At 68.5% G+C, this 12,409-nt stretch carries 8 protein-coding genes and 2 rRNA genes; 1 reads left to right on the forward strand and 9 read right to left on the reverse strand.

All coding sequences use genetic code 11. The features are described 5' to 3' along the window. Nucleotides 1-92: 92 nt before the first annotated feature. Nucleotides 93-458: a hypothetical protein gene (locus ACG83_RS31755; protein ID WP_054569929.1), complete on the forward strand. Its 366-nt coding sequence runs from the start codon at nucleotides 93-95 to the stop codon at nucleotides 456-458. 63 nt (nucleotides 459-521) lie between these two features. Here ACG83_RS31755 and ACG83_RS31760 read toward each other — a convergent pair whose 3' ends face one another. The 9 genes from ACG83_RS31760 to ACG83_RS31800 all read right to left on the reverse strand — a co-directional run bounded on the left by ACG83_RS31760 (nucleotide 522) and on the right by ACG83_RS31800 (nucleotide 12,275). Continuing rightward, nucleotides 522-1,160, reverse strand: a complete 639-nt coding sequence (locus tag ACG83_RS31760) for a TetR family transcriptional regulator (protein WP_054569930.1) — start codon at nucleotides 1,158-1,160, stop codon at nucleotides 522-524. 231 nt (nucleotides 1,161-1,391) lie between these two features. Next, a complete protein-coding gene (locus tag ACG83_RS31765; RefSeq protein WP_200931415.1) occupies nucleotides 1,392-3,971 on the reverse strand; it encodes a CaiB/BaiF CoA-transferase family protein in 2,580 nt (859 codons plus the stop codon). Beyond that, nucleotides 3,956-4,783 (reverse strand): crotonase/enoyl-CoA hydratase family protein, encoded by an 828-nt coding sequence (locus tag ACG83_RS31770; RefSeq protein ID WP_083473747.1) that lies wholly within the window; start codon nucleotides 4,781-4,783, stop codon nucleotides 3,956-3,958. Before ACG83_RS31770 ends, ACG83_RS31765 begins: the two co-directional genes overlap by 16 nt. Nucleotides 4,784-4,857: 74 nt before the next feature. Further along, nucleotides 4,858-6,042, reverse strand: coding sequence for a hypothetical protein (locus ACG83_RS31775; RefSeq protein ID WP_054569931.1), 1,185 nt, complete (start codon nucleotides 6,040-6,042; stop codon nucleotides 4,858-4,860). Further along, nucleotides 6,039-6,776 carry a Zn-ribbon domain-containing OB-fold protein gene (locus tag ACG83_RS31780; protein ID WP_054569932.1) on the reverse strand — a complete coding sequence of 246 codons (738 nt, stop codon included), beginning with the start codon at nucleotides 6,774-6,776 and terminating at the stop codon, nucleotides 6,039-6,041. The genes ACG83_RS31775 and ACG83_RS31780 overlap by 4 nt, the downstream gene beginning before the upstream one ends. Before the next feature lie 83 nt (nucleotides 6,777-6,859). Then, a complete protein-coding gene (locus ACG83_RS31785) occupies nucleotides 6,860-8,314 on the reverse strand; it encodes an aldehyde dehydrogenase (RefSeq protein WP_054569933.1) in 1,455 nt (484 codons plus the stop codon). A gap of 247 nt (nucleotides 8,315-8,561) precedes the next feature. Further along, a complete protein-coding gene (locus ACG83_RS31790; protein ID WP_054569934.1) occupies nucleotides 8,562-8,786 on the reverse strand; it encodes a hypothetical protein in 225 nt (74 codons plus the stop codon). 219 nt (nucleotides 8,787-9,005) lie between these two features. Then, nucleotides 9,006-9,122: ribosomal RNA gene (gene rrf / locus ACG83_RS31795) — 5S ribosomal RNA — on the reverse strand. Between the two features lie 71 nt (nucleotides 9,123-9,193). Then, nucleotides 9,194-12,275, reverse strand: a 23S ribosomal RNA gene (locus tag ACG83_RS31800). Between the last annotated feature and the right edge of the window lie 134 nt (nucleotides 12,276-12,409).

A 12,409-nucleotide genomic window follows, 5' to 3' on the forward strand; every position in this document is an offset into this window, starting at 1 on the left:
TGGGACTCGATGATCCTCAGGCTGGCCGGTCGGCGATCTGCCCCTCGGAGGAAGATGCGGGCCACATTCATCCTGACCCCAGGGAGCTACCAGTGGCCGCTGGCGTACTGATCGCGGAGAGCCTGCGCACCGGAGCCGTGCTGAGCGATCTTCCCTTCTCCGTGCGGAAGATCCAACGATCGGCGTCTGGGAACGCCACCGCCGATCAGCCATCCGTCTGGACGCTGATCTTCTTCGACATCGCTGATACCGAAGCCGAGGCCCTGGCCACTCAACTCAGCGAAGCTCTGGATGCACCCGGTTGGTACGTGGACCTGCATACCGCCCAGGAGACCTTCATCGTGTTTCCCATCCGGGTTTTTCGCTACCCACGGGGCAACTCTCAGGGGCGCGCCGAGGCCGAGGACTACGGCCGCGCCCACGGCATCCCCGACTCGCAGCTCGACTGGCCGACCTGACGTCGGGCCTCGGTGTCACGGCTGTGCGGCGTCACGGCTGTGCGGTGTCAGAGCCGTGCGATGTCAGGGCTGTGCGGGCACCAGGTCGGCCGGGTTGACCGCGCCGCGCAGCAGGCAGCGCAGGGACTCGGCGTAGATCTCCGCGGCCGAGCGGGAGTTGGCGTCCATCGCCGTCGCCAGCGCCGGCAGCTTCTCCGGCTCCACACCGGAGAAGATCCGCGCCCGGTCCGCGGGAGACTTCATCGCCTCGGTGAGTACTGCCCCCAGCACCATCTTGTCCAGACCGTCGATGATCAGCAGGCGCTGCTCGGCCGGCACCCCGACCTCCGCGAGCACCGTCGCGGCCTCCTCGTACACCTCGGTCAGGACGTCCCGGGGCAGGTACTGCAGCAGGACCAGAGCTGCGTTGCTGTGGCGCAGCACCGCCCGCCGGAAGCTCAGGCCCAGGCCGACGAACCACTCCATCCAGGCGTCCCCCAGGTGCTCGCTCGGCGGGCGTGCCTCCAGCACGATCTCCCGCGCGACCGCGGCCAGGATCTCGGCCTTGTCCGTGAAGTGGTGGTAGAGAGACGGAGTGCGGACCTGCAGCCGGGTCGCCAGCCGCGGCAGGCTGAACGTCTCCAGGCCCTCCTCGTCGATGAGGCGAAGCGCCGTCTCGATGACGAGCCGGCGGCTGAGGAGTGGTTGGGACGGCCTGGGCATCTGACCATTGTCCAACATGCCCGGCCGAACACGTCCGATCCCCAGGTCGCAGCCGCGCCGGGCAACGCCGGGCCCAGGTCGCCCACGACCACCGGCACGCCTGAAACCGTGGTCCCGAGGCGAGGTCGACCACCCGAAGAGTGAAGGATCTTGGTCGTCCTGACGACCGAAATCCTTCACTCTTGTCCGGTAGCAACACGCCGCCTTGTCCGGTAGCAACACGCCGCCAGGTCAGGTCAGGGCAGGCTCCGGCGGCGGCTGCAGGACGCCGGCCTCGGCGAGGCGGTCGATCTCGTCCTCGGTCAGCCCCAGCAGGGTCCGGCAGATCTCCCAGGTGTGCTCGCCCGGCACCGGCGCCGGACGCAGCGGCGGGTCCGCGATGGTGGAGAACCGTGCGATGCGGGCGTTCGCCGGCACCGGCCGGGACAGCAGCGGGTGCTCCAGCGTCCGGAACGACTGCCGTGCGACCAGCTGCGGATCGGTCAGCTCCTCGGGCAGCCGGACCATCGCGCCCGCCGGGACACCGGCTTCCTGCAGTGTGGCGGTGACCTGCGCGGGCGTACGCTGCGCGGTCCACCGGGAGATCAGCTCCTCGACCTCGGCCCATCTGGTCCATCGCCCTCCGGCGGTGGCGAGCTCGCCCACCGCCAGCTCCGGCCGGCCGAGCACCGTCGTCAGCCGGGCCCAGTGCTCGTCGCCTCGGACGTCGACCACGCACCACTCGTCGTCACCCGCGCAGGGCAGCACCGCCGCGAAGATGTTCCCGGCGCCGCCGTCCACCGTTCCCGGGGCCGCCGTTCCCGGGGCCGCCGATCCCGGGGCGAGTGACGCGGCGGCGAGGGCCGGGCCCAGGGGCATCACCGCGACGTCCGCCTGCGCGGTCTCCAACGCCGCGCCCCGGCCCGAACGGGCCCGCCTGATCACCGCGGCGAGCGCGGCGACGGCAGTCACATGCCCGGCGATGTGGTCGGGGTAGACCGTCGAACCGTCGCAGTACGCCTGGCTGTCCGTCTCGGCGCGCGTCGGGTCCCGCCACAGGGCGGAGACCCCGCAGGAGGAACGGACCAGCGGGCCGTAGCCCATCCGCCCGCTCCACGGCCCGCGCGAGCCGAAGGCGCTGCTGTCGGAGACGATGATCCTCGGGTTGATCTCGGCGAGCTGGGCGTGGGAGAGGCCCAGCGACTCCAGGGTGCCGGGCTTGAAGTTCGCCGCGACGATGTCCGCGTGCCGCACCAGCTCCCGGAACAGGGCGGCGCCCGGCTCGCTGCGCAGGTCGAGGCCGAGACCGCGCTTGTTCCGCTGGCCCCAGGCGAAGGACGCGTTCATCCCGCCGCCCCGGCGGGTCTGGCGCAGCCCGTCCGGGAAGGCGTTGTTCTCGATCTTGATGACGTCGGCGCCCTGGTCGGCGAACAGCCGGCCGAGCTCCGCGCCGAACACGATCACCCCCAGGTCGAGCACGCGCAGGCCGGCCAGCGGCCCGTCCGCCGGATCCCCGGGGATGCCCAGGTCGGGCTCCGGCCCCCGCTCCCCTGCTTGGCCCAGCGCCCCGCCGTCCAGCGCCGCTCCGCCCGGCGCCGCTCCGCCCAGGAGCAGCTCGGTGTGTTCGCCGAGGTTCGGGGCCCGGTGACGCAGCCCGGCGCGGACGCCGTCGACCGAGACGTAGCCGGACGGAACCCTGGCCCGCAGCCCCTCGGCGATCTCGGCGTCGAAGAGGGTGCCGGTCTCGGCGAAGTGGTCGGCCGCCAGCACCTCGCCGGGGGTGAGCACCGCGGCGATCGGGACCCCGCGCCGGGTCCCCTCCGCGACCAGCTCGTCGCGCCGCACGCCGGCGAACAGCGCCCCGATCAGCGGATGCAGCCGGTCGGCGGCGGCGAACCGGGCGGGGATGGTGTCGTAACTCGGGTCGGCGAACTCCGCCGGCTCCCCCAGCCAGGCGAACATCGCCCGCCACTGCCGCCGGGCGAGCAGGCAGATCCGCACATGCCCGTCGGCGCAGGGGAACACGGGGTAGAAGGCGCTGGCGTCAGGACGGTCCCGGGGGAAGCCCTCCGGCCGGCCGGCGGCGGCCGACCCCTGGGTACCGAAACCGGGATCGAACCCGTGCACGACCGCCTCGTGCGCGCTGACGTCGGCGAGCTCACCGGCACCGGTCCGCAGCCGCCGGACGTAGGCGACCAGCGCCGCCCAGGCCGCGTGCACCCCGACCGTCTGGTCGACCAGGCCGGCGGGCGGCAGCACCGGGCGGGCCCCGGGCAGCCCGGAGCGGGCCAGCACACCGCCGAGTGCGGCGAGCACCGGCTCGGTCGCGGTGAAGTCCCGGTAGGGCCCGGAGCGGCCGAAGGCGGTGATCGAGACGATGACCAGCCGCGGATGCCGGGTCGACAACTCCTCGGGTGTCAGGCCCCGGGCCCGCGCGGTCGCCTCACCGGACGAGTCGAGCAGGATGTCGGCCATGCTGGCGAGCTCGTGCAGCCGCTCGCGGCCCGTCTCGTCATCCAGGTCGAGCACCAGCCCGAGCTTGCCGGCGTTGCGCAGCGCGAACGCGACCGGCTCCGCACGGCCCGGCGAGCCACCGGGCGGCTCGATCCGCAGCACCTCGGCGCCGAGGTCGGCGAGGTAGCGCGCACACGACTGCGCCGCTCCCTCGGTGAGGTCGAGGACGCGCACCCCCCACAGCGGCAGCGTCCGCGCGGCGACCTGATCCGCGACCTGATCGGTGACCGGCCGCGCTCCGGTCGAGGTCGCCCCGATCGAGGTCGCCGCGGGCCAGATCGACGCGGGCCAGATCGACGCCGTCAACGTCCCGTCCACTTCGGCTCCCGCTTCTCGGCGAACGCCCTTGCGCCTTCCTTCCCGTCCTCGCTGGCGAAGACGACTTTCACGGCCTGGTTGCTGATCCGCCAGACCTCACGCTCCCAGTCGGAGCCGGCGGAGCCGGTGGCGTGCATGACGCGCTTGCTCTCCTGCACCGCCAGCGGGGCGTTCGCCGCCACCGTCCGGGCAAGCTCGAGGGCGAGCTCCAGGGCCGTGCCGGCAGGCGCGACCCGGTTGACCAGACCCAGCTCGTAGGCCCGCGCAGCGGAGATCGGCTCGCCGGTCAGCACCGCCTCCAGCGCGATCCTCATCGGGATCTGGCGCTGCAGCCGGATCACCCCGCCCGCGGCGGCGAACAGCCCGCGCTTCACCTCGGGCAGCCCCAGCGCTGCGGTCTCGTCGATGACGGCGAGGTCGCAGGCCAGCATGATCTCCGTGCCGCCGCCGAGCGCGAAGCCGTTGACGGCGGCGATCGTCGGCTTGCCGACCCAGTGCTGGGCGATCCCGGCGAAGCCCCGTTCGGGGTGCTCGACGTCGTCGACCCGGTTGCCGGCGGCCAGTTCCCTGAGGTCGGCGCCCGCGCAGAAGGCACGGCCCGCGCCGGTGATCACGATCGCGCGGACCTCGGGGTCGGCCTGCGCCTGCTCGAGCGCGGCCCCCGCGTCCACCGACAGCCGCGCGTTCACCGCGTTGAGCGCCCGCGGGCGGTTCAGGGTGACGACACCGACGTGGCCGTCGTGACGTGTGAACAGCGCCGCGGGCTCCTCGCCGCCGGCGTCGGTCACCTGGGAGGACGGATTCGTGGTCATTGTGTTCAGTCCCCTTCGGTTCTCGGCCGCCCCGCCGGCTGGCGCGGCGGCCGAGAACGGTCTCGATGCGACGATCACCGGCCGGCGAGCGTTCGCTGCGACCCGAGCAGGGTCGCGCTCACCAGCGGTGCCATCGGCCCTCCCAGCAGCAGCGAGAGGTCCGCACCCGGCACCTGGTTGACCGACGTCCCGCGGATCTGCCGGACGGCCTCCAGGACCAGCCCGATCCCGTGGACGAACCCCTCGGCGATGTTGCCGCCGGCGGTGTTGATCGGCAACCGCCCGTGCGGGGCGGTCAGGTTCTCGACGGTCATGAACCGCCCGGCCTCCGGCCCGGGCGGGCACAGCCCCAGGTCGATCAGCGCGGCGACCGCCGGCCCGCTGAAGTTCTCGTACACCTGGACGACGTCGACCTCGCCGGCCTTCACCCCGGCCCCGTCCCACAGCCGCCGCACCAGCTCGGGGTGGAACCCGGCGCTGGTGTAGCTCGTCTCGTTCTCCGCGGACTCACTCCAGCCGCGGGTCGCGCCCTGCACCCCGGACAGGATGAACGCCGGCCGCTCGACGAGCTCACGGGCCCGCCGCGCCGACGTGACGACCACCGCGGCCGCCGCGTCGTTCTCCCGGGAGCAGTCGTAGAGCCGCAGCGGCTCGGAGATCCACCGCGCGTCGGCGTAGACCGCCGGGTCGAGTGGACGTCCGTAGGCGACCGCCGCCGGGTTGTTCTGCGCGTGCGTGTAGTCGGCCTGCACCAGGGCTTCCAGGGCCGAGCGTGGCACCCCGTCGACCTCCAGCAGACGCTGCGTCCGCAGCGCGCAGATCTGCGCCGGGGTGAGCAGGCCGTGGCTGTGCAACAGCGGCGGGAAGTGCCCGCGGCCGTAGCTGCCGCGCCCGTCGTCGACCTCGGTGATCCCGCGGTAGACGACGACGTGCTCGGCCTGGCCGCAGGCCACCGCCGCGGCGGCGGCGTTCACCGCGGCCGCGACCCCGCCGCCACCGCCGCCCCACACCATGGTCGACCAGCGGATCTCGTGCACCCCCAGCGCCGAGCCGACCGCGATGCCCTCGTTGGCGTCGTTCGCGTATGACACGAACCCGTCGAGGGACCGGGGGTCGAGCCCTCCGTCCGCGCACGCCGCCAGCACGGCTTCCAAGGTCAGCCGCAGCGCCGAGGCGGGCGCCGTCCCCCGCTTGCGGTACGCGGTGGTGCCGATCCCCACCACGGCTGCGGCCCCGCACAGCGAACCGTTCGTCGTCACGAGATCCTCCAGCGCAGCAGCGGAACCCCGACCGGCGTGGCCGGCGGGTCGAAGTCGCCCTTCACCGGCAGGCCGATGCGGATGTCGGCGCCGTCGGCGTCGCGCAGCACGCCGAGCACCCGGCGCCCGCCCGCGGCCGGCAGTTCCACGAGCACCACGACGTACGGCAGGTGGCCGCGCACCTCGGGGGCGAACGGCTGCCAGGTCCTGGTCCAGGAGAAGATCCGGCCTTCCGGCGCCACGACCGGCCACTCCAGCTCGAACCCGTGACAGGCCGGGCAGATCGGTCGCGGCGCCCAGATCCACTCACCGCACCCACCGCAGCGCTGGATCCGCAGTTCGCCCTGACGCGCCGCCGCCCAGTGCGGTGCGTCCAGCCCGTCGAGCTCGACCGGCGCCAGCACCGGCGGCGTGTCCGGCACGTTGCGGACGTCCGAGACCCGCCAGCCCTGCGGCAGGCGGATCCAGCGCGACCGCAGCACGACCCGCTCGCCGGCGACACCGCTGTAACGGATATGTGCGGTCATCAGGCCGTCGTCGCCCGGCGCGATGCTCAGCACCTCCGAACCCGACATCCGGTCGGGCAGCGCGGCCGAGGCGACGAGCTGCCCGATCCGGTCGGGCCGGAAGTCGGCGAGCGTCGCCCGCTGGTCACCCGCGGCGACGACCTGGCCGTGCCGCTCCACCACCGGCGGCAGGTCCGCCGGGACGCCTGGGGCGATGTCAGCGCCCATACCTGGCTCCTTCGTCGTCATCTCCGCCCTGATCTCCGTCCCGACGCCCGCGCCGGTCCGTCCCGACTCTGTGCCGGGACCGGTCAGGAGAACAGCGGCTCCATGCCCGGGGTGAGGTTGACCGTCTTGAGCTCGTAGTAGGACGTCACCGCCTCGGCACCGGTGTCGCGGCCGACGCCTGAGCACTTCACCCCGCCGAACGGTGCCTCGGTGTTGTAGGTGAAGGAGTTGACGCTGAACGTGCCGGTCCGCACCCGGCGGGCGACGTCCGCGGCGCGCTGCGGGTCGGCGGTGAACACCGCGCCGTGCAGGCCGTAGTCGGAGTCGTTGGCGATCGCGACCGCCTCGTCGACGGTGTCGTAGGCCAGCACCGTGACGACGGGGCCGAAGATCTCCTCACGGGCGATCCGCATCGTGTTCGTCGCGCCCGTGAACACGGTCGGCTGCACATAGCAGCCCTTCTCCAGGCCCGCGGGCACCCCGCCGCCGGTCGCCACGGTGGCACCTTCGGACCGCCCGATCCCGATGTAACCGAGCACCCGCTCCTGATGCCGCCGCGACACCAGCGGGCCCATCGTGGTGGACGCGTCGAACGGGTCCCCGACCAGGAACGACTCCGCGGTCGCCACCAGCGCGCCGACGACCTCGTCGAACCGGGTGCGCGGCACCAGCACCCGGCTGAAGGCCGCGCACACCTGGCCGGTGTTGAAGAACGAGCCGACCGCGAGCCCCGCCATCGTCGTCGGGATGTCGGCGTCGTCGAGCACGATCGCCGCCGACTTGCCCCCGAGCTCCAGCTGGAGGCGCTTGAAGCTCGCGCCGCCCTCCCGGCCGATCTCCCGGCCGGCCGCCGTCGACCCGGTGAAGCTGACCTTGTCGACCTCCGGGTGGCTGACGAGCGCCCGCCCGGTGTCGGCACCACCGGTGATGTAGTTGAACACCCCGGGCGGCAGCCCCGCGCCGGTCAGTGCCTCAGCGATGTGAAAGCCGTCCAGCGGGGTCTCCGGCGCCGGCTTGTACACGACGCTGCAACCTGCCACCAGCGCCGGGATGATCTTCCCGATCGCCATGTTGAACGGGCCGTTCCATGGCGCGATCGCCGCGACCACACCCACCGGCTCGCGCACCACGGCCGCCGGGCCGTACATCGTCTGCCGGACCTCGCTCAGCGGATTCTTCCTAGCCACGTCGAGGAAGAACCGCCCGGCGCCGAGAGCGGCCGGGATCTGCATGCCCGCGATCGTCGTCGGCAGCCCCATCTCCGAGGTCACCAGCCGGCCGATCTCCCCGAGCCGCGGTTCCAGCGCGGCGAGGGCCGCTTCGAGGACGTCGGCCCGCTCCTCGGGCGACCGATCCCGCCAGCTGCCCCGGGTGAACGACTGCCGTGCCGCCAGCACCGCGGCGTCGACGTCCTGCGGGCCCGCGTCGGGAACCTCGCCGATCACCTCCTCGGTGGACGGCGACACCACCGAAACGCGGGCGGACGAGGCCGGCGTGCGCCACTCACCATCGATCAGAAGCTGGTCCCCAGTGGTCATCTGTGTCATCCCTTCGGCTCGGCGAACGTCACGGCCCACCGCACCGAGCGCCGGCCGGTCGAGTCGTGTCGAGGCCGCGGCAGGCCGTCCGGGACGTCGCACCTTCACCGCCCGTTCCGCTCGTTCGCCGGACGGACGGAGGTGGCACAGACCTGGAACCTCGCCGCAGTGATCATCCACAGATGAGCCTAATGCCTTTAGGTAACTGTGTCCATAGCTGTGCTCACGAACGGCAGTCAGCCGCGGATCAGACCGACCACGCGCCGTCGGAACCCGTGATCAGCGCCCGCGACCGGCGCATACCGCAGGCGATGGCGATGGGCACCCGGCCGTCGTCGTCGACCGCACGACGCGCCGGCATCCCGTTGCCGTAGGGCGAGGATCTGATGATCACTGCTGCCAGGGAGCCGGCAGCAAGATCCAGCGCGATACCAGATCCGATGATGCCGCTGATGCCGCCGCTTCCGAGCAAGACCTGACGATTGCGGCTGTTGTAGCAACCGAAATCCTCAGCACTTGCGGATCGCAGGTGGCACCACGTCCCGTATGCGCCTATTGGCGGAAACTGCCGGCGCTGGCAGGAGCTGCGGTGGATCGCCGTGTACCGAGCGAGTGGGTGCTGTGGTGAACGCAGAAATGCCGATGGGGTTGCCCCCGGCCACAAGACCAGAAACAACCCCATCGGAAAGAAGTCCGGCGGCGTCCTACTCTCCCACGCGGTCCCCCACGCAGTACCATCGGCGCTGAAGGGCTTAGCTACCGGGTTCGGAATGGAACCGGGCGTTTCCCCTTCGCCAAAGCCACCGAAACACCATCAGACCCGACCCTCCGGTCGCAGCCCGAGAACCGCACAGTGGACGCAAAACAGCAGAATCATATGTAGTCAAGCCCTCGGCCTATTAGTACCGGTCAGCTCCATGCGTCACCGCACTTCCACCTCCGGCCTATCAACCCGATCATCTAGTCGGGGGCCTTACCAGGCTACCCTGTGGGAGACCTCATCTTGAAGCGAGCTTCCCGCTTAGATGCTTTCAGCGGTTATCCCTTCCGAACGTAGCCAACCAGCCATGCCCTTGGCAGAACAACTGGCACACCAGAGGTTCGTCCGTCCCGGTCCTCTCGTACTAGGGACAGCCCTTCTCAAGTCTCCTGCGCGCGCGGCGGATAGGGACCGAACTGTCTCACGACGTTCTAAACCCAGCTCGCGTACCGCTTTAATGGGCGAACAGCCCAACCCTTGGGACCTACTCCAGCCCCAGGATGCGACGAGCCGACATCGAGGTGCCAAACCTTGCCGTCGATATGGACTCTTGGGCAAGATCAGCCTGTTATCCCCGGGGTACCTTTTATCCGTTGAGCGACGGCGCTTCCACAAGCCACCGCCGGATCACTAGTCCCTGCTTTCGCACCTGCTCGACATGTCTGTCTCACAGTCAAGCTCCCTTGTGCACTTGCACTCAACACCTGATTGCCAACCAGGCTGAGGGAACCTTTGGGCGCCTCCGTTACCCTTTAGGAGGCAACCGCCCCAGTTAAACTACCCACCTGACACTGTCCCTGATCCGGATCACGGACCGAGGTTAGACATCCAGTACGACCAGAGTGGTATTTCAACAACGACTCCACCGGAACTGGCGTCCCAGCTTCACAGTCTCCCACCTATCCTACACAAACCGAACCGAACACCAATATCAAGCTGTAGTAAAGGTCCCGGGGTCTTTCCGTCCTGCCGCGCGTAACGAGCATCTTTACTCGTAGTGCAATTTCGCCGAGTCTGTGGTTGAGACAGTAGGAAAGTCGTTACGCCATTCGTGCAGGTCGGAACTTACCCGACAAGGAATTTCGCTACCTTAGGATGGTTATAGTTACCACCGCCGTTTACTGGCGCTTAAGTTCTGAGCTTCGCCCCGAAGAGCTAACCCGTCCCCTTAACGTTCCAGCACCGGGCAGGCGTCACTCCGTATACATCGTCTTACGACTTCGCACGGAGCTGTGTTTTTAGTAAACAGTCGCTTTCCCCTGGTCTCTGCGGCCCCTCCCCGCTTCGGAGGCAAAGCTCCTACACAGGAAGTGGCCCCCCTTCTCCCGAAGTTACGGGGGCATTTTGCCGAGTTCCTTAACCACAGTTCACTCGCACGCCTCGGTATTCTCTACCTGACCACCTGTGTCGGTTTAGGGTACGGGCGGCCCTGACACTCGCTAGAGGCTTTTCTCGGCAGCATGGAATCACCCACTTCGCCACAATCGGCTCGGCATCAGGTCTCAGGCACACAAGACGCGGATTTGCCTACGTCTCGCCCTACACCCTTGCCCCAGGAAAACCACCTCCTGGGTTGGACTATCCTCCTGCGTCACCCCATCGCTTGCCTACTACTGGCCAGGATCCCGACCAGCCCAAGCCCCACCCGAAAGCAGAACAAGAACCAGAACGGTTAGCACAACCAGGTTCAGCATGGGCGCGTCAGCGCCGGTACGGGAATATCAACCCGTTGTCCATCGACTACGCCTGTCGGCCTCGCCTTAGGTCCCGACTCACCCTGGGCGGAAAAGCCTGCCCCAGGAACCCTTGGTCATTCGGCGGACGGGATTCTCACCCGTCATTCGCTACTCATGCCTGCATTCTCACTCGTGTAGCGTCCACGACTGGGTCACCCCGCCGCTTCACTCGCCACACGACGCTCCCCTACCCATACACAACGTGTATGCCGCAGCTTCGGCGGTGCGCTTGAGCCCCGCTACATTGTCGGCGCGGAATCACTTGACCAGTGAGCTATTACGCACTCTTTCAAGGGTGGCTGCTTCTAAGCCAACCTCCTGGTTGTCTATGCGACTCCACATCCTTTTCCACTTAGCGCACGCTTAGGGGCCTTAGCTGGCGATCTGGGCTGTTTCCCTCTCGACTACGAAGCTTATCCCCCGCAGTCTCACTGCCACGCTTCACTTACCGGCATTCGGAGTTTGGCTGACTTCAGTAAGCTTGTGGGCCCCCTAGGCCATCCAGTGCTCTACCTCCGGCAAGAAACACGCAACGCTGCACCTAAATGCATTTCGGGGAGAACCAGCTATCACCGAGTTTGATTGGCCTTTCACCCCTACCCACAGCTCATCCCCCAGGTTTTCAACCCTGGTGGGTTCGGTCCTCCACACGGTCTTACCCGCGCTTCAACCTGGCCATGGGTAGATCACTCGGCTTCGGGTCTTGGACATGCGACTCAACGCCCTATTCGGACTCGCTTTCGCTACGGCTACCCCACACGGGTTAACCTCGCCACACACCGCAAACTCGCAGGCTCATTCTTCAAAAGGCACGCGGTCACCAGGCTCCGAAAAGCCCAGCCCCCACGGATTGTAGGCACACGGTTTCAGGTACTATTTCACTCCCCTCCCGGGGTACTTTTCACCTTTCCCTCACGGTACTAGTCCGCTATCGGTCACCAGGGAGTATTTAGGCTTAGCGGGTGGTCCCGCCAGATTCACACGGAATTTCACGGGCTCCGTGCTACTTGGGAAACTGTTCAGGAGACGTGCCGTTTTCACCTACAGGGCTGTTACCCTCTATGGCGGTCCATTCGCATGACCTTCGGCTAACAACACGCTTTCTTACTCCTCGACAGGACGGCAGCCCTGCCCGAACAGTCCCACAACCCCAGCCACGCAACGCCTGCCGGCTATCACACGAAACTGGTTTAGCCTCATCCGCTTTCGCTCACCACTACTCGCGGAATCACGGTTGTTTTCTCTTCCTGTGGGTAATGAGATGTTTCACTTCCCCACGTTCCCTCCACATGCCCTATGTGTTCAGGCACGGGTGACAGGATTTAAAGCCCTGCCGGGTTTCCCCATTCGGAAATCCTCGGATCACAGCTCGGTTGACAGCTCCCCGAGGCATATCGCAGCCTCCCACGTCCTTCATCGGCTCCTGGTGCCAAGGCATCCACCGTGCGCCCTTAATAACTTGGCCACAAAGATAAAGATGCTCGCGTCCACTGTGCAGTTCTCAAACTACGAACGGAAACCAGTCGCGCCCGTGAGACCAACCACCCAACACGGATAGCGGTATCCCACACGAACCAGCCCGCACACCCACCCCGGCAG

The organism is Frankia sp. R43, assembly GCF_001306465.1.
Classification (GTDB): domain Bacteria; phylum Actinomycetota; class Actinomycetes; order Frankiales; family Frankiaceae; genus Parafrankia; species Parafrankia irregularis.